This is a genomic window from Haloferax sp. ATCC BAA-644 (assembly GCF_000336975.1).
GTDB classification, from domain to species: domain Archaea; phylum Halobacteriota; class Halobacteria; order Halobacteriales; family Haloferacaceae; genus Haloferax; species Haloferax volcanii.
The window spans coordinates 1-16,837 of the sequence record NZ_AOLF01000038.1 but is presented as its reverse complement, the minus strand read 5'-3'; the positions used below and the strand labels follow the sequence as shown (position 1 = coordinate 16,837).

16 protein-coding genes are annotated in these 16,837 nt (G+C 67.0%); 9 read left to right on the top strand and 7 right to left on the bottom strand.

Annotation, left to right across the window (positions count from 1 at the left end; translation table 11 throughout):
* On the bottom strand, nucleotides 1–885 hold the full coding sequence (locus tag C458_RS16680; RefSeq protein ID WP_008577485.1) for a DUF3100 domain-containing protein: 885 nt from the start codon (nucleotides 883–885) through the stop codon (nucleotides 1–3).
* 169 nt (nucleotides 886–1,054) lie between these two features.
* On the opposite strand from C458_RS16680, the gene gatB reads away from it, so the two are divergent.
* Entirely contained in the window at nucleotides 1,055–2,545 is a 1,491-nt protein-coding gene (gatB, locus tag C458_RS16675) for an Asp-tRNA(Asn)/Glu-tRNA(Gln) amidotransferase subunit GatB (protein WP_008577484.1), read from the top strand.
* A gap of 66 nt (nucleotides 2,546–2,611) precedes the next feature.
* Here the strand turns inward: gatB and C458_RS16670 are convergent, their stop codons facing one another.
* Nucleotides 2,612–3,304, bottom strand: coding sequence for a hypothetical protein (locus C458_RS16670; RefSeq protein ID WP_008577483.1), 693 nt, complete (start codon nucleotides 3,302–3,304; stop codon nucleotides 2,612–2,614).
* Between the two features lie 296 nt (nucleotides 3,305–3,600).
* On the opposite strand from C458_RS16670, the gene C458_RS16665 reads away from it, so the two are divergent.
* Nucleotides 3,601–6,123: a DNA topoisomerase I gene (locus C458_RS16665; protein ID WP_008577482.1), complete on the top strand. Its 2,523-nt coding sequence runs from the start codon at nucleotides 3,601–3,603 to the stop codon at nucleotides 6,121–6,123.
* Here C458_RS16665 and C458_RS16660 read toward each other — a convergent pair.
* Nucleotides 6,120–7,082 carry a restriction endonuclease gene (locus C458_RS16660; protein ID WP_008577481.1) on the bottom strand — a complete coding sequence of 321 codons (963 nt, stop codon included), beginning with the start codon at nucleotides 7,080–7,082 and terminating at the stop codon, nucleotides 6,120–6,122. The genes C458_RS16665 and C458_RS16660 overlap by 4 nt on opposite strands.
* A 147-nt stretch (nucleotides 7,083–7,229) precedes the next feature.
* Here C458_RS16660 and C458_RS16655 point away from each other — a divergent pair, with 147 nt between their 5' ends.
* Nucleotides 7,230–7,952, top strand: coding sequence for a phosphoglycerol geranylgeranyltransferase (locus C458_RS16655; RefSeq protein WP_004044255.1), 723 nt, complete (start codon nucleotides 7,230–7,232; stop codon nucleotides 7,950–7,952).
* A 23-nt stretch (nucleotides 7,953–7,975) separates the two neighbouring features.
* Here the strand turns inward: C458_RS16655 and C458_RS16650 are convergent, their stop codons facing one another.
* Nucleotides 7,976–8,743 carry a DUF4013 domain-containing protein gene (locus tag C458_RS16650; protein ID WP_049897060.1) on the bottom strand — a complete coding sequence of 256 codons (768 nt, stop codon included), beginning with the start codon at nucleotides 8,741–8,743 and terminating at the stop codon, nucleotides 7,976–7,978.
* Nucleotides 8,744–8,818: 75 nt separating this feature from the next.
* A complete protein-coding gene (locus tag C458_RS16645) occupies nucleotides 8,819–9,370 on the bottom strand; it encodes a cupin domain-containing protein (protein WP_008577478.1) in 552 nt (183 codons plus the stop codon).
* A 159-nt stretch (nucleotides 9,371–9,529) separates the two neighbouring features.
* Here C458_RS16645 and aspS point away from each other — a divergent pair, with 159 nt between their 5' ends.
* The 5 genes from aspS (at nucleotide 9,530) to C458_RS18580 (ending at nucleotide 13,478) form a co-directional block, all read left to right on the top strand.
* Nucleotides 9,530–10,834 carry an aspartate--tRNA(Asn) ligase gene (gene aspS / locus C458_RS16640; protein ID WP_008577476.1) on the top strand — a complete coding sequence of 435 codons (1,305 nt, stop codon included), beginning with the start codon at nucleotides 9,530–9,532 and terminating at the stop codon, nucleotides 10,832–10,834.
* A gap of 208 nt (nucleotides 10,835–11,042) precedes the next feature.
* Entirely contained in the window at nucleotides 11,043–11,876 is an 834-nt protein-coding gene (locus C458_RS16635) for a pantoate kinase (RefSeq protein WP_008577474.1), read from the top strand.
* 102 nt (nucleotides 11,877–11,978) lie between these two features.
* Nucleotides 11,979–12,734: a 4-phosphopantoate--beta-alanine ligase gene (locus C458_RS16630; protein WP_008577472.1), complete on the top strand. Its 756-nt coding sequence runs from the start codon at nucleotides 11,979–11,981 to the stop codon at nucleotides 12,732–12,734.
* 45 nt (nucleotides 12,735–12,779) lie between these two features.
* Nucleotides 12,780–13,280, top strand: a complete 501-nt coding sequence (locus C458_RS16625; RefSeq protein WP_008579589.1) for a hypothetical protein — start codon at nucleotides 12,780–12,782, stop codon at nucleotides 13,278–13,280.
* 57 nt (nucleotides 13,281–13,337) lie between these two features.
* Entirely contained in the window at nucleotides 13,338–13,478 is a 141-nt protein-coding gene (locus C458_RS18580) for a hypothetical protein (RefSeq protein ID WP_008577467.1), read from the top strand.
* Between the two features lie 9 nt (nucleotides 13,479–13,487).
* On the opposite strand, the gene C458_RS16620 is transcribed toward C458_RS18580, so the two are convergent.
* Together C458_RS16620 and C458_RS16615 are read right to left on the bottom strand one after the other, a co-directional pair.
* Nucleotides 13,488–14,570 (bottom strand): molybdopterin-dependent oxidoreductase, encoded by a 1,083-nt coding sequence (locus C458_RS16620; protein ID WP_008577466.1) that lies wholly within the window; start codon nucleotides 14,568–14,570, stop codon nucleotides 13,488–13,490.
* Between the two features lie 96 nt (nucleotides 14,571–14,666).
* Entirely contained in the window at nucleotides 14,667–15,647 is a 981-nt protein-coding gene (locus C458_RS16615) for a glutathione S-transferase family protein (RefSeq protein WP_008577465.1), read from the bottom strand.
* 249 nt (nucleotides 15,648–15,896) lie between these two features.
* Here C458_RS16615 and C458_RS16610 point away from each other — a divergent pair.
* On the top strand, nucleotides 15,897–16,837 hold a 941-nt coding region (locus tag C458_RS16610; protein ID WP_049908257.1), incomplete at its 3' end, for a thiamine pyrophosphate-dependent dehydrogenase E1 component subunit alpha.

Below are 16,837 nucleotides of genomic sequence, written 5' to 3'. Positions count from 1 at the left end.
TCACTCACCTCCGTCGGCCGCGGCGGTGTCGCGGCCGAACACGGGCGCGAGGACCGCGTACAGGCGCGTGACGACCGGGAGGCCGACGAGGATGACCATGTAGAGCCCAGTGATGCCGGTCAGGAGGTTGCTCGTCGCGGCGAAGCTCAGAATCTGGTCCTCGGCGACGCCCGCGCCGCCGACGGCCGCCGCCAGCGACGTGGAACAGGCGGTCATCATGCTTGCCGACCCCATGCCACAGGCCATCGAGAGCGCGAGCGGGTGCAGCCCCGTCGCGGGCGCGAAGCCGCCGAGCAGGCCGAAGAAGACGGTTCCGAGGACCGTACCGGTCATGTAGGTGCCAAGGACGCCACGGCCCTCGGGCGACTCGATGCCGTACTTGTCGGTGATGACGCCGAGAGTCGGTTCGCGGGCGATGCTGACCGCCGCGCCGATGGACTCGCGTTTGAGGCCCAACAGCAGGGCGAGCGGGAGCGCGATGAGAATCGTGCCGAGGTTCCCGAACTCCTGGAGGACGAACGCCGGCCCGGCCGCCACGAGGTCGTAGAAGGAGGGCGCGACGAGCGTCCCGTATTTGACGCCGAGCGGCATCAGCGCGATGACGAGAAGCGGCGAGGCGATGCGGCTCACGTCCTCGTCGACGACCGACCGGAGCGGTTCGATGACCGACCCGAGGACGCTGTAACTGAGGACGAGGCCGAGAACGACCGCGTACAGAAGCGGCAGGAGCACGACCTGTCCCGGTCCGAGCGGGAACGTTATCGTCCCGATGAGTTCCGCGACGACGACGATGAGAAGGACCGTCAGATGCGTCCGGAGATGCGCCGAGAGCCGGCCGGCGGTCCGAATCGGTGCCCATCTATCCGAGGTGGTATCGTTTGTCATATGTGAACGGATTCCGTAAATCGTGGTGATGAAACGCCAGTATATAAAACCTCGTTAGTGATTGTCTGTCGGGTATGACAGGGCTCGGTGTCGGGCCGCCGACCCGCGAACGGGCTCCGCCGCGACCAGTCCCGTTAGTCTTTAGCCCACCGCCGTCGAAGCGCGGCCAATGACTGCGCAAGCGCTCGAACAGCGCGAACTCGCGGTCGTCATCGGGCTGGAAGTCCACGTTCAACTCGAGACGGCCACGAAGATTTTCTGTAGCTGTTCGACCGAGCCTGCCGAGGACGAGGAGCCGAACACCCGCGTGTGCCCCGTCTGTCTCGGGCTGCCGGGCGCGCTCCCGGTGCTCAACGAGGCGGCGGTGGAGTCGGCGGTCAAAATCGGCAAGGCGCTGAACGCCGATATCGCCGAGGACACCCGATTCCACCGGAAGAACTACTACTACCCCGACCTGCCCAAGAACTTCCAGATAACCCAGTACGACGCGCCCATCTGCGCCGACGGGACGCTGGAGGTGTCCGTCGAGGGCACCCGCCGCGACATCGGCATCACGCGCGCCCACCTCGAAGAAGACCCGGGGAGCCTCCAGCACAAAGGCGGCAGCATCGACACGGCGGACTACACGCTCGTCAACTACAACCGCGCTGGCACGCCGCTGGTCGAAATCGTCACCGAGCCCGACTTCCGGAGCCCCCAGGAGACCCGCGCGTTCCTCGCCAAGCTCGAAGAGGTGCTCGAATACCTGGGCGTGTTCGACGCCACCCGCGACGGCTCGCTCCGCATCGACGCCAACATCTCGCTCGTCCCCGCCGACGAGGTCGACGACGACGGCGCGATTTCCGACGACGCGCTCGAAGCGGCCAACCGCACCGAGGTCAAGAACATCTCCAGCCACAAAGGCGCGGAGAAGGCGCTGGCCTACGAGGTCACCCGCCAGAAGAACGCCATCCAGCGCGGCCGCGCCGTCGAACAGGAGACGCGCCACTGGGACGAGTCCCGCGGCATCACCGTCTCGATGCGCTCGAAGGAAGAAGAAAAGGACTACCGCTACTTCCGCGAGGCCGACCTCCCGCCGCTCCAGGTCGCCCACTGGAAGGAGGAGATTCCGATTCCGGAACTTCCCGACGCCCGCCGCGAGCGCTTCCACACCGAGTACGGCATCGACGAGGAGTCCGCCTCGAAGCTCACCTCGACTAAGGAGGTCGCGGACTTCTTCGAGGACGTGGCCGCCGAGTTCGACGCCGACCTCGCCGCGACGTGGGTCGCCGACAACCTGCTGGGCGAACTCAACTACCGCGACATGCACATCACGGACGTGTCGGACCGCCTCGACGAGTTCACGCGGCTCGTCGAACTCGTCGCCGCCGACGAGGTGACGACGAAGAACGCCGAGGAAATCGTCCTCCGCGAGATGCTCGACGAGGGCAAGGACCCCGACACCATCGTCGACGAAGCGGGCCTCGGCAAGGCCGACGACGACGAAATCGGCGGCTTCGTCCGGGAAGCCATCGACGAGAACCCCGACGCCGTCGAGGACTACCACAACGGCGAGGACGGCGCGCTGAACTTCCTCGTCGGACAGGTCATGCAGAAGTCCCGGGGGAGCGCCGACCCCGGCACCGTAAACCAGTTGCTCCGCGAGCGACTGGACGAATAACCGACCGACTTCGGGTTCGCTTCTCCACGACGGGCGGCCGCGTCCCGTCTGTCTCGCCGCGCGCGGCTACGTCCTGTCGTCATCGTCGCGACCGAACAGCATCGCCGACCCGAGCACGACCGCGAACCACGTCAGCGCCTCCTCCGCCGCCGGCGACGATGGGAGCGGGCGGTCCACGCCGGTCCGGTAGACGAGGTAGTAGTCACCGTCGACTTCGAACACTCTCGCGCCCGCGTCCGTCGGCCAGAGTTCGCGGTCCGCGGTCGCCAGCCCGTCCTCGATAGCCGTTCGCGCGGTCGGGTATCGGTTCGGGGCCCGAGCGATATGGTCCAGCGCCACCACGGCCGAGACGCGCGCCGTCGAGAGGACGTACCGGCCGTCCTCCCACGTCGATTCGCGCTCGAAGACACGGCCGTCGTAGTAGGCGAGATACAGTTCGTCGGCGTCGAGATGCCCGGACGAACTGAATTTCACGTCCGGGTGGTCGGCCGCGAGTGTCCCGTTCGGGGTCGCGGCCTCCAGCGCGCAGTAGCGCGTCGCCGGCGACCCGAGCGAGCAGGCGAACCCGTCGATGCCGTGCCACAACTCCGAGCGAGCGTCGCGGTCGGGGACGACGAGTCGGTTATCCTCGACCCCGATTTCGGCGGACTCGTAGGTGTACGTCGGCCCGGTGAGCCCGAGCGCCGGCCCCCAAAGCGGCGTGAATATCAGGAGGACCGCGAGACCGAGACGGAGGTGTTCGGTGGAGGGCTGTCGCATGGCGCTCCCTTCCGAGCCGTCGAAGAAAGTCGTTCTGCTGTCAGGTTCGACGGGCGGCTGTTATCGGTTCCCGTGTCGCAGTCGTCTCGGGTATCGTCGTCGCTCCCAGCGTCGGGTCGGCGGAGCGAGTCGGTGAAATCCGACGGGAGACGCGGCGTGTCGCGGACGCGTCGGCAGACACACACCTTCGCGCGCGAGGGCGCTCACCCGCCCGCCCGTATCCGCGCGCGTCGAGGCCGCTACGCTTCGAATTTGGCACGAAAGGTTTAGGATAACCCCCGACATATCGCCGCTCAATGAGCAGGGGTCCGGAACTCATCATCACGGAGAAGGACAACGCCGCGAGGCGCATCGCCGACATCCTGAGCGGCGAGACCGCCTCCGCGGAGCGAATGAACGGCGTGAACGTCTACAAGTGGGGCGGCAAGCGCTGTATCGGCTTGTCGGGCCACGTCGTCGGCGTGGACTTCCCGCCGGAGTACAACGACTGGCGCGACGTGGAGCCGGTCGAACTCATCGGCGCGCCCGTCGAGAAACACCCCACGCAGGAGAACATCGTCGCCGCGCTCCGCCGCCTCGCCCGCCGCGCGGGCAACGTCACCATCGCGACCGACTACGACCGCGAGGGCGAACTCATCGGCAAGGAGGCGTACGAACTCGTCCGCGACGTCAACGAGGACGTGCCCGTCGACCGCGTTCGGTTCTCCTCGATTACGAACCGCGAGGTGACGGAGGCGTTCGAGAACCCCGACGACCTCGACTTCGACCTCGCCGCCGCGGGCGAGGCCCGACAGATTATCGACCTCGTGTGGGGCGCGGCGCTCACGCGGTTCCTCTCGCTTTCGGCCCGCCAGCTCGGCAACGACTTCATCTCGGTCGGCCGCGTGCAGGGGCCGACGCTGAAACTCATCGTCGACCGCGAGCGCGAGATCGATGCGTTCGACCCCGAGGACTACTGGGAGCTGTTCTCGAAGCTGACGAAGGACGCCGACGGCGACGCCGAATCCTTCGAGGCGCAGTACTTCTATCTCGACGACGACGGCACGGAAGCCGAGCGCATCTGGGACGAGGAGTCCGCCGAGGAGGCCTATCAGACGCTCCTCGGCGTCGAGACCGCCGAGGTCTCGTCGGTCAACCGCCGCACGCGGACCGACACGCCGCCCGCGCCGTTCAACACCACGCAGTTCATCCGGGCCGCCGGCTCTATCGGCTACTCCGCCCAGCGGGCGATGAGCATCGCCGAGGACCTCTACACGGCCGGTTACATCACCTACCCGCGGACCGACAACACGGTGTACCCCGACGACCTCGACCCGCGCGAACTGCTCGGCGCGTTCGAGGGCGACCGCCGGTTCAAGGAGGACGCCGAATCCCTCCTCGAACAGGAGGAAATCGAGCCGACCGAGGGCGACAACGAGACGACCGACCACCCGCCGATTCACCCGACCGGCGAACTCCCCTCGGCGTCCGACCTCTCGGACGACGAGTGGGACGTGTACGAACTCGTCGTCCGGCGCTTCTTCGCCACCGTCGCCGAGGACGCCGTCTGGGAGCACCTCCGCGTCGTCGCCGGGGTCGAGGGGCTCTCGCTGAAGGCCAACGGCAAGCGCCTGCTCGAAGCCGGCTACCACGACGTGTACCCGTACTTCAACTCCAGCGAGTCGTTCGTGCCGGACGTCGAGGAAGGCGAGTCGCTCGTGCTGTCCGACACGCACCTCGACGCCAAGCAGACCCAGCCCCCGCGGCGCTACGGCCAGTCGCGGCTCATCGAGACGATGGAACAGATGGGCATCGGGACGAAGGCGACCCGCCACGACGTGATTCAGAAGCTCTACGACCGCGGCTACATCGAGAGCGACCCGCCGCGGCCGACCCGCCTCGCGCGGGCCGTCGTGGAGGCCTCCGAGGACTTCGCGAAGCTCATCGTCAGCGAGGAGATGACCTCGCAACTCGAATCCGATATGCTGGCTATCGCCCGCGGCGAGGCCACCCTCGAAGACGTGACCGAGGAGTCCAAAGAGATGCTCGGAGAGGTGTTCGAGGGGCTGATGGAGTCCCGCGAGGAACTCGGCAAGCAGCTCCAAGACTCGCTAAAGGCCGACAAGACGGTCGGCACCTGCCCGGACTGCGGCGGCGACCTCGTCGTCAGAAAGAGCCGTCGCGGCTCGTACTTCATCGGCTGTGACTCCTACCCCGACTGCACCTACACGCTCCCGCTTCCCTCCACGGGCAAGCCGCTCATCATGGAGGAGTCCTGCGAGGACCACGACCTCCACCACATCAAGATGCTCGCCGGGCGCAAGACGTTCGTCCACGGCTGTCCGCTCTGTAAGGCCGAGGAGGCCGACGAGGAAGACGACCTCGTCATCGGGACGTGTCCCGAGTGCGGCGAAGAACACGACGGCGAACTCGCCATCAAGCGCCTCCGCTCCGGCTCCCGACTCGTCGGCTGTACCCGCTACCCCGACTGCGACTACTCGCTGCCGTTACCCCGCCGCGGCGACATCGAGGTCACCGACGAGTCCTGCGAGGAACACGACCTGCCCGAACTCCGGATTACGTACGAGGGCGACCGCGAGCCGTGGGAACTCGGCTGTCCCATCTGCAACTACCGCGAGTACCAAGCCCAGCAGAACGGCGAGGGCGGCTCCGAGTTAGAGAGCATCAATGGTATCGGTGCGAAGACCGCCGAGAAACTGAAAGACGCCGGCATCGAGGACGTGAAGACGCTGAAGGCGTCCGAACCCGACGACATCGCGGCGAAAGTCGAGGGCGTGGGTGCGGATACGGTTCGGAAGTGGCAGACTGCGGCGGACTAAGTATCGTTCCAAACGTATCGTTTTCCCCGGCCGTTTTCGACAGAGACTTCGGGGAGTCGGGCGAGCCAAACGCCGACCGAACTGCCCCGGCGTTTCGCGCTACTCCGCGATAGCTCCGACTCGGACGCGATGAAGTCGACGAGCACGCCGTGTTCGAATGACCTCTCCTTCGAGAGCGAGTTTACAAGCCGTTCGATTATCTCGGCGTTTCGAATCCCATCGAGAAGGAGGGTTTCGGCCTCGTCGTCGAGGCCCGCCGCTCGATAGGCGACGTACCGAGCGCCGCTTCGGGTGAGCGACCAGCGGCGCTGTCTGTGGGATTCCTCGTCGGGCCACTCTTGGTGAACGAACCCGAGAATCCAGCCCGCAATCGCGTACAGGTCCGCGTGGCGGGCCGAAACACTCCCCGACTCAACGATGTCGTCTTTCGCGCCACGAGTGTCGCCGATAGCCGAGAGAACAGCGTCGAGGGTTTCGAACGAGTTGGCGAGTGGGACTCGCTTAGATGGTATCACGCCCGCCTCACCGGGCTCTCCGAACAGGCTCCAGAACTCTTCGTCGGGTTCGAACCGAGTACTCTGCCGGCGAACGCCGACGCGAAGATCGACCATCGAGTCGAACAGTTCGGGACCGTTCACCAAGTGAATCCCAGCTCGTTCGGCGCTTTCGACGGCCGGGGTGGTGAACGAACTCGTCGTGATTACCGTCCCGGTGTCGCATCCCGTGTCGGCCAGCGCCCCCTGAAATCGCTGTATTTCGGGCGAACCGACCGTGTTGCTTGAGCCGTACTGCTTCGCCTGAACGCCGAGCGAAACGTCCAGAAGCGGATTACTGACGCGACCATCGATGTCGATGCCGCCGTCCTGTCGAAACGCCGTCACCGAGAACCGCGCCGAGGGGAGTGACTCGGAGAGTACCGACTCGCAGAGTAATTCGAACTCCTCCGGGGACAGCGTCATCGCTCGACTTTCTACATACTCGGTCGCGGCGGCAGCGTCCATCGTACACCGGATTTGGTGACAAGTGGGTTAAAATTCACTCCCGGCTATGCGTGTGACCCGTTCCATCCGCACGCTTTTTACGCCCCCTCAAGCATAGAGCGACCAATGAGCTATCCGTGGGAAGACTGGGACCATATCACCAAAATCGACCCTGACAAGGACCTCGTCGACGGCGAGACGTTCGAAGACGTGTGTGAGACGGGCACCGACGCCCTCGAAATCGGCGGCACGCTCGACATCACAGAGGAGAAGATGGAGCGCGTCATCGAGGCCACCTCGAAGTACGACGTGCCCATCTACCAGGAGCCGTCGAACCCCGGCGTCGTCATCGACGACGACGCGCTGGACGGCTACCTCATCCCGACGGTGTTCAACGCGAGCGACTCGTTTTGGATCACCGGCGCGCACAAGGAGTGGGTCCGAATCGAAGACGGCCTCGACTGGGACCGCACCCACACCGAGGCGTACATCGTGTTGAACCCCGAGTCGTCGGTCGCCGAGTACACCGACGCCGACACCGACCAGTCCGCCGAGGACGTGGCATCGTTCGCCCGCGTCGCCGAGAAGATGTTCGGCCAGAAAATCATCTACGTCGAGTACTCCGGCACCTACGGCGACCCCGAGAAGGTCGGCGCGGCGCACGACGCGCTCGACGACGCGACGCTGTTCTACGGCGGCGGCATCCACGACTACGAGTCGGCCTACGAGATGGGCCAGCACGCGGACGCGGTCGTCGTCGGCAACCTCCTGCACGACGAGGGCGTCGACGCGGTGCGCGAGACGGTCGAGGGCGCGAAGGACGCGACGGCCGAACTCGTCGCAGAGTAATCCCACGGGCGCGGTTTCTGTTTCTACGCCGACGGTACCGACTCCGCTGACTCCACCGACTCCGCGTTCACGCCGTCGGCGTGCGACTCGCGGGTCGCGTCGGCACCGGGCGACGACACAGCCGGTGCGCCGCGACCGAGGAGCGTCGCTGACACGACCAAAAGGAGGAACGACGCGGTCGCGGCGAGAAGGGTTCCGGCGACCGGAACCGCGGCGCAGAGAGCGACGAACAGACGGGCGACGAAGACGACGAGCGCGACGGCCGAAGCGACGCGGACGAACGAGCGGTCGGACGCGAGGTCGCGCGTGGCCGGAATCGCCGCGGCGAGCGACGCTTCGCGGGCGAGAGCGACGGTCGCCACCAGCGAGAGATACGACCCCAAAAGCGAGGCGAGGCCGGCCGCGACGAGGCCGGCGGTGTCGAGCGCGGTGACGCCGAGAGACCCGAGCATCACGGGGTTGGTCGCGTACGAGAGCATCGCAATCGACGGCCTGGAACCCGGAAGGGCGACGGTCGCGAGGCCGACTGCGGGGAGTTGGAGCGCGACGAGCGCGGCCGAGAGACGAGCGCCGTCGACGGCCATACCGGTGAGATCGTCGAACGAGGGGAGCGCGGCCGCCTCGCGGTCGCCGGCGCGAACGAGGCGGACGACGTAGCCCGCAAGCAAGATGCCCGCAAGCGGCGTGGCGACCGACGCGAGCGTCGAGAGGACGCCGACAAGGGTCGTATCGACCGAGGTGTCTTCGGCGAGCGGGAGTGCGAACGCGGCTTCGAGGTCTGAAACGTCCATGTCCGAGGCGAGGTGGTCGCGGGTTCGCATATAAACCTCAGCACCGGAGCCGTCGCGGGCGAAGGGGGAACCGGGTCACTCCTCCGTCGTCGGTTCGTCGTCCCAGTAGCCGACTTCGGCGTCTCGCGGGTAGTAGCCGTGGAGCGTCCGGGCATTTTTGTCGCCGCCCGGCGGCGCGCCGCAGAACACGCCGACTTTGTCGGAGTCGGGATAGACGGTCACGTCGGGGTGGTTCATCGTCGAGAGCGCGAGATACCGGAGCGGTTCGTCGCCGTCGTTCTCGATTTGCCTGGCGTAGTCGGCCCCCGCGGGGAGCGCGACGTAGGTGTCCGGTTCGAGGTCGAGGTCGGCCGCACCCTCGCGGGTCCGGAGCGTGCCCGCCCCCGAAAGGACGTACAGCGCCTCCTCGTTGCCCTCGTGGTAGTGCGTCGGCCACGGGCGTTTCCCCGGCGGGACCTCGTAGAGCGAACAGCCGAGGTCGCGGCCGCCGGCGCGGTCCGCGAGTCGCTTCCGGCGGAACGCGAAGCGGTCCCCGCGCCCGCGTTCGGTCCAGTCGAGGTCGGCGGCGCGGGCGGCGGTCGGTGCCGGGTCGGGCGTCGATTCTGCGTCGGGTGGGTCGGGAGCCATACCGGAGCGACGTACGCCTCGGACTAAGTACCGCGGTGCCGACTACCACGCGAACTCGTGGCTCGATTTCGCCCCGACGCGCGTGAGACTGGACGGACGAACGCGTCCGAGCGAGGCGAAGACACGATGTTTAAGACGAACGGTCGGGAACCACGTCGTATGCGAAACCGAACGTACACGGCCGACGCCGAGCCCGGTGACACGGTCACCGTCGCCGGCTGGGTCCACGAAATCCGTGACCTCGGCGGCATCGCGTTTCTGATTCTCCGGGACACCTCCGGCAAGATTCAGGTCAAGTTCGAGAAAGACGAGATGGACGACGACCTCGTCGAGACGGGGCTCGGCGTCCACCGCGAGAGCGTCATCTCCGTGACCGGCGAGGTCGCAGAAGAGCCGCGCGCGCCGACGGGCGTCGAAGTCACGCCCGAGAGCCTCGACGTCATCGCCGAGGCCGAGGCGCAGCTCCCGCTCGACCCCTCCGGCAAGGTCGACGCCGAGCTCTCGACGCGCCTCGACAACCGCACGCTCGACCTCCGCAAGGACGAGGTCAAGGCCATCTTCGAGATTCGCGCCGAGGTCCAGCGCGCCGTCCGCGACAAGTTCCGCGACCTCCGCGCGACCGAAATCAACACGCCGAAAATCGTCGCCACGGGGACCGAGGGCGGCACCGAGCTGTTCCCCATTACCTACTTCGGCCAGGAAGCGTTCATGAACCAGTCGCCGCAGCTGTTCAAGCAGCTGATGGTCGGCTCCGGACTCGAACGCGTCTTCGAGGTCGGCCCCATCTTCCGCGCCGAAGAGCACAACACGCCCCGCCACCTCAACGAGGCGACTTCCATCGACTTCGAGTCGGCGTTCATCGACCACACGGAAGCGATGGACGTCTGTGAGGCCGTCGTCACGGCCGCCTACGAGGCCGTCGAGGAGAACTGTCAGGACGAACTCGAAGCGCTCGGTCTCGAAGACGAGTTCGAAGCGCCGTCCGGCGAGTTCCCGCGGCTCACCTACGAGGAGGCCATCCAGCGCATCAACGCCACGGGCGAGCTCGACGAGCAGCTCGTCTGGGGCGACGACCTGCCCACCGAGGGCGAGAAGGCGCTCGGCGAGGACGTCGGCGAGCACTACTTCATCACCGACTGGCCCAGCGAAATCAAGCCGTTCTACATCAAGGACCACGACGACGACGAGACGCTCTCGACGGGCTTCGACATGATGCACCCGAACATGGAGCTCGTCTCGGGCGGCCAGCGTGAACACCGCTTCGACCACCTCGTCGCCGGCTTCGAACAGCAGGGTCTCGACCCCGACGCGTTCGAGTACTACACGAAGATGTTCAAGTACGGGATGCCCCCGCACGCCGGCTTCGGGCTCGGCGGCGAGCGGCTCATCATGACGATGCTCGGGCTGGAGAACATCCGAGAAGCGGTTCTGTTCCCGCGCGACCGCCAGCGTCTCTCTCCGTAGAGACGCTCCGAGCGAGTTCCCGCGCGACCGCCAGCGTCTGTCGCGCCCGCGACGATGCGACTACCGACGCGGTCTCTTTTTGCGAAACGGGTAGCCACGGACGCCCCAGACCGCTGTGCACGAACGTCGTTGCGGGCGAGACACCCGAGACGAACGCGAACGCGACGAAACGCAACACCGTTAACCGACCCCCGTCGTAGAACCACCGATGAGCGACGACGCGACGGCGTTCGTGCCCGGGCACGTCACGGGCTTTTTCAGCGCGCACCCCGCCGACGATCCGGCGGTCGCCGGCTCTCGCGGGGCGGGACTGACACTTTCGCACGGCGTCACCGTGACGGTCGAACCGGCGCGGGAGACGACCGTCGGCCTCGACGGCGAGGCGGTCGAGATGCCGCCCGTCGCGGACGTGCTTCGGTCGCTCGGCGTGACGGCCGCCGTCGACGCCGAAAGCGACCTCCCGCTCGGCGCGGGGTTCGGCGTCTCGGGGGCGATGGCGCTCGGGACGGCGCTCGCGGCGAACGCGGTGTTCGCCTGCGGCCGGTCGGAAAACGAACTCGTCACGCTCGCGCACGCGGCCGAGGTCCGCGCGGGGACCGGCCTCGGTGACGTGGTCGCGCAGGCCCGCGGCGGGATGCCGATTCGGGTCGAACCCGGCGCGCCGGCCCACGGCCGGATTGACGGCATCCCCGCGCGCCCCGAAATCGAGTACGTCGCGTTCGGCGGTCTCTCGACGGCCGACGTGCTGTCCGGGGACACGACCGCACTCACGGCGGCCGGGGAGACGGCCCTCGAAGCGCTCCGCGCCGAGCCGACGCTCGACCGCTTCGTCGCCGAGGCGCGACGGTTCGCCCGCGACGCCGGCCTGTTGACCGACCGGGTCGAGGCCGCCATCGACGACGTGTGCGCGGCCGGCGGCGACGGCGCGATGGCGATGCTCGGCGAGACGGTGTTCGCGGTCGGGACGGGACTGTCTGACGCCGGTTACGACGCCGAGCGCTGTCGCGTCCACCCCGCCGGCGCGACACTGCTGAGCGACTGACGGCCGCGAAGCCCCCGGAGACCGACCGGGGCGTTTCAGGCTCCGGTTCCCGGCCGTCCCGATGAGAAAACGTGTTACTGCCGCGGCGACGACCCACCACCAATGAGCGACATCGAGATTCCCGAGAGCCACCCGAGATACCAGTCGCTTCTCACCCGCCACCGCATCGAGGAGGGCGTCGAGAAGGGTATCACGAGCCGGCAGGGACTCATCGCGCAGGGGCGCGGCGAGGCGTTCGACTACCTCCTCGGTGAGCGGACGGTTCCGAGCGCGGACGAGGCGGCGCGGGCGGCCGCGGCACACCTTCTGCTCGCGGACCAGCCGGTCATCTCCGTCAACGGGAACGTCGCGGCGCTCTGCCCCGGCGAAGTCGTCGACCTCGCCGCCGCCGTCGACGCCGACATCGAGGTGAACCTGTTCAACCGCACCGACGAGCGCATGCGGGCCATCGTGGCCCACCTGCGCGACCACGGCGCGGACGAGGTGAAGGGGCTCACCGCCGACGGGCGGATTCCCGGCATCGACCACGAGCGCGCGAAAGTCGACGCCGACGGCATCGGGAGCGCGGACGTGGTCGTCGTCCCGCTGGAGGACGGCGACCGGGCCGAGGCGCTCGGCGCGATGGACAAAGTCGAAATCGTCGTCGACCTCAACCCGATGTCGCGGTCGGCGCAGGCCGCCACGGTCCCCATCGTGGACAACATCGTTCGCGCGGTTCCGAACATCGCGGCGCACGCCCGCGACCTACGGGACACCGGCGCGACGCGCGAGGAACTGGAAGCTATCGTCGCCGCGTTCGACGCCGACGCCGCCCTCGAAGCGGCCGAGCGGGCGATTCGAAGCGGAAGCGACGAGTGAAGACTGGGAGCAAGGTTATTTCTGAGCGATACGAAATATGTCGATATGGACCGTCAGCGAGCCCTCGCAGTCGTGATGGCGGTCGTCGGTTTCGGAGCCGTCGTCGCTGGCATCCATCAGGAACTGCTCCACGTCGCACCCGGATACGACGGGACGATAACGACGGGATGGGGCGGCCGACTCAACCACGAGGAGTACCTGCTGGCGCGGCTCGGGGGCGTCGGCGTCGTCGGGACGCTGGCCGCATTCCGGTGGAAGTACGCCGCGGTCCTTCCTGTCGCGGTCGGCGGGGTCGAAGTCGGCTATTCGCTCGTGGCCGTGTCTCGCTACGTCCGGGAGCCGGGACTCTACACCACGGTCCAGACGTTCGACGGGACGACGCGACTCGTCCTCGGCGCGGAGCCGTTCTTGCTCGTCGCCGGCGGCCTCCTGCTTTTCGGTGCCGGCTTCGTCGCGTGGCGAACTCACGGCGAACGCGCCGCGGCCGTACGAGAGTTCACCGACGCGGGACGCGAACAGCATCTCGCGGGATTCCGCGATGAGTGAGAATCAGCGACCCCGTCCACAGAAAACATTTCCACGTTGACAGGCATAGTGACCAGTATGCCCTCCACCGATTCGAGCGCGCCCGACGAAGGCGAGGCGACGAACGCTTCGACCGACGACACGGCGGACGACGACCACGAAGGAGAAAAGACGATTCTGGACCGCCTCGTCGACGTGCTGTGGATTCTCCCGTGGTGAGGTGAGCCGCTATCCGAACCCGCTCACCAGCACTGCGAGCCACTGCGCCGAGTCGCGTCGCCGCCGCACCTCGACCGTATCGACCCACTTGACCCACTGGAAGCCGCGGCGGTTCGGCGCGACCAGTCGGAGCGGCGCGCCGTGACCGTGCGAGAGCGGGTCGCCGCCGACGTGCGTCGCAAGCAGCATCTCGCGGGCCTCCGCGATGGGAAACGACCACCGAAAGCCCGTCACCGACCGGACCGTCACCCACCGCGCCGACGAGTGAACACCGGCGGCATCGAGCGCGCCGCCGAGTCTGACGCCGGTCCAGTGTTGCTCGGTGTACCACCCGCTCGTGCAGTCCAAGAGGACCGACCGCGTCTCGTCGGGCGCGAGATCCGCTCGGTCGAGTTCGAGCGAGCGGTCGACCAGCCCCGCGACCGAAAGCGACCACGAGTCGGGGTCGACGGGGTCGGGGTCGTCGGCGACCCAACTCGTCACCGGGAAGGCGTCGTTGCCCTCGCCGGGTGGGAGCGGCCGCGACCCGGTGAACCGACGGCCCACACCCCGGAGCGCCCCGACCGTCTCGGTCGCCCGGTAGGTCGCCGCGCCGAAAACGAGTATCGCGCCGTACTGGAGTGCCCGGCGACGCTCCGCGAAGTCGACCCGGCGGGGCGGCCGGAAGCGCGCCCGGAGGTGGAAAAACAGCACCGGGAGGACGAGCAGGCCGAAACCGATGTGGACGTTGAGCAGCGTCCAGAAGGCGATTCGGACCTCGACGCCGAGCACCCACGCGACGCCGGTACCGAGGGCCGCGAGCGCGACGACCGCGAGGAGGACCGAGAGCGTGGTGTGGCGGTCGCGGAGCCGCGAGTCGATGACGCGGTTGCGGACCCGATAGAGTTTGAAGCCGACGAGAACGACCAGCGAGAGGCCGGCGACGCCGTGGGCGACGAACAGGAGGCCGTTGGCCGGGTGGCCGGCCCCGAGGCTCAGCACGCCCGAGAGCGTCTCGAAGACGACGAGCGCGAAGATGGACCAGTCGACCGCTCGGGGTGGCGGTTCGACCCGCCGGAGCGCGCGGGCCAGGCGAGTCGCGCGGCTTGCCATGAGAAGTGATAGCGTTTCGAGCGGGAATAGCGTGTCGCGGGAGACGACGGGAGCGGAGGCGGAACGGAAAACGAGACGAGACGAGGAGCGGGAAGCTCAGTCGTCGGCCGTCAGCGCCGCCGGGAGGTCGGCCGGGAGGCGGTCGCGGTCGTGTGCCGCGTCGAAGTCGAGGTCGGGGCCGACGCCGTAGATGCGCTTGGGGTTGATGTCGCCGTGGCTGACGAAGTAGTGCCGGACGATGTGATCCATGTTGACCGTCTTTTCGACCCCCGGAAGCTGGTAGAGCTCCTTCGTGTAGTTCCAGAGGTTGTCGTACTCGTGGACGGCCTTCTTGTTGCACTTGAAGTGCGTGTGGTAGACGTGGTCGAAGCGAATCAGCGTCGCGAACATCGCGATGTCGGCCTCGGTGAGCACGTCGCCCGCGAGGAACCGCTGGTCGTCGAGCACCTCGTCCCAGTGGTCGAGCGCGTCGAACAGCTCCTCGACGGCCTCCTCGTAGGCCTCTTGGGTCGTCGCGAACCCGGCGCGGTAGACGCCGTTGTTGACCGGCTCGTAAATCTCGTCGATGAGGCGGTCGACCTCTTCTTCGTAGCCGTCGGGGTTGAGGTCCACGTCACGCTCGGCGAGGGGGTCGAACGCCTCGTCGAGCATCCGCATAATCTCGCGGGACTCGTTGTTGACGATGGTCTCGCGCTGTTTGTCCCACAGCACGGGGACGGTGACGCGCCCGGTGAACTCGTCGTCGGCGCGGAGGTAGATGTCGCGGAGGAACTCCTCGCCGTACAGCGGGTCCGGGAGGTCCTCGGAGAACTCCCAGCCGTCGTCGATGCGGACGGGTTCGACGAGCGACAGCGAAATCGCGTCTTCGAGGCCCTTCAGCGCGCGCGTCATCGCGGTACGGTGGGCCCACGGACACGCGCGACAGATGTAGAGGTGGTATCGACCCGACTCGACCGGGAACCGCTCGTCCTCGCCGACCCAGTTGCGGAAGTCGGTCGTCTGGCGCTCGAACTCGCCGTCTTCGTTGTTGGCGACGAACTTGTCGGTCCGCCACTCGCCTTCGTAGAGCATGTTCATGCGACCACGACCTGGAGTGCTTGCATAGCCGTCCGTTGGGACGTGACCACCAAAAGTTGGGAGGCGACATCGGTGTAACCGGCCGGCGAACTGGGCCGCCATCGCGCGGTCCGAGGCCGTGTGAGAAATCTATCACAAACGAGACACGGCAGCGTTACTCGATTACACAGTCACAGCCGCGAGACAGACTCGATAACTGCCACGTTGAGAAAAAGTCATTATAGATTATGTCAATTGTTGGAGTGTCGCATGGTGGTACTAGACATCGAGACGGAGGATGGACAGCGCGAGGCGCTTCGCCGGATGCTCACGATTCGGGCGTTCGACACGAAGGCGGCCGACCTATTCAGCGACGGCGAGCTCCCCGGGTTCGTCCACCTCTACGTCGGTGAGGAAGCGGTCGGGGTCGGCGCGTGTTCGGCCCTCGAATCGGACGACTACATCACGAGCACCCACAGGGGACACGGCCACTGTATCTCGAAGGGACTCGACCCGGACCTGATGATGGCCGAACTGTTCGGGAAGGCAAACGGCTACTGCAACGGCAAAGGCGGGTCGATGCACATCGCGGACGTCGACGCGGGGATGCTCGGGGCGAACGGCATCGTCGGCGCGGGGCCGCCGCTGGCGACGGGTGCCGCGCTCACGTCGCACCTGAAAGGCGAAGACACCGTCTCGCTGGCGTTCTTCGGCGACGGCGCGGTCGCACAGGGACAGGTCCACGAGGCCATCAACCTCGCGGCGACGTGGGACCTCCCGGCGGTGTTCCTCGTCGAGAACAACCAGTACGGCGAGGCGACGCCCGTCGAGAAACAGCACAACGTCCAGAACCTCAGCGAGACCGCGGAGGCGTACAACATCCCCGGCTTCACCGTCGACGGGATGGACATCACCGCGGTCTACGAGGCCGTCAAGGAGGCGCGCAAGCGGGCCGCCGACGGCGAGGGACCGACGTTCATCGAGGCGGAGACGTACCGATACCACGGCCACTTCGAGGGCGACCAACAGCCGTATCGGACCGAAGAGGACGTGGCGATTTGGAAGGACCGCGACGCCATCGAGTCGTTCAAGCGACGGCTCGTGGACGCGGGAACGATAACCGAAGCCGAGTTCGACGAGATGAAAGCCGAAATCGACCAGCAGATCGAAGACGCCGTCGGGAAGGCGAAAGACTGTCTCTTATACACATC

Bases quoted from the DNA above. Each gene is read 5' to 3' on its own strand.
- C458_RS16680 (WP_008577485.1), bottom strand. From the start codon at position 885: ATGACAAACGATACCACCTCGGATAGATGGGCACCGATTCGGACCGCC.
- gatB (WP_008577484.1), top strand. From the start codon at position 1,055: ATGACTGCGCAAGCGCTCGAACAGCGCGAACTCGCGGTCGTCATCGGG.
- C458_RS16670 (WP_008577483.1), bottom strand. From the start codon at position 3,304: ATGCGACAGCCCTCCACCGAACACCTCCGTCTCGGTCTCGCGGTCCTC.
- C458_RS16665 (WP_008577482.1), top strand. From the start codon at position 3,601: ATGAGCAGGGGTCCGGAACTCATCATCACGGAGAAGGACAACGCCGCG.
- C458_RS16660 (WP_008577481.1), bottom strand. From the start codon at position 7,082: ATGACGCTGTCCCCGGAGGAGTTCGAATTACTCTGCGAGTCGGTACTC.
- C458_RS16655 (WP_004044255.1), top strand. From the start codon at position 7,230: ATGAGCTATCCGTGGGAAGACTGGGACCATATCACCAAAATCGACCCT.
- C458_RS16650 (WP_049897060.1), bottom strand. From the start codon at position 8,743: ATGGACGTTTCAGACCTCGAAGCCGCGTTCGCACTCCCGCTCGCCGAA.
- C458_RS16645 (WP_008577478.1), bottom strand. From the start codon at position 9,370: ATGGCTCCCGACCCACCCGACGCAGAATCGACGCCCGACCCGGCACCG.
- aspS (WP_008577476.1), top strand. From the start codon at position 9,530: ATGCGAAACCGAACGTACACGGCCGACGCCGAGCCCGGTGACACGGTC.
- C458_RS16635 (WP_008577474.1), top strand. From the start codon at position 11,043: ATGAGCGACGACGCGACGGCGTTCGTGCCCGGGCACGTCACGGGCTTT.
- C458_RS16630 (WP_008577472.1), top strand. From the start codon at position 11,979: ATGAGCGACATCGAGATTCCCGAGAGCCACCCGAGATACCAGTCGCTT.
- C458_RS16625 (WP_008579589.1), top strand. From the start codon at position 12,780: ATGGACCGTCAGCGAGCCCTCGCAGTCGTGATGGCGGTCGTCGGTTTC.
- C458_RS18580 (WP_008577467.1), top strand. From the start codon at position 13,338: ATGCCCTCCACCGATTCGAGCGCGCCCGACGAAGGCGAGGCGACGAAC.
- C458_RS16620 (WP_008577466.1), bottom strand. From the start codon at position 14,570: ATGGCAAGCCGCGCGACTCGCCTGGCCCGCGCGCTCCGGCGGGTCGAA.
- C458_RS16615 (WP_008577465.1), bottom strand. From the start codon at position 15,647: ATGAACATGCTCTACGAAGGCGAGTGGCGGACCGACAAGTTCGTCGCC.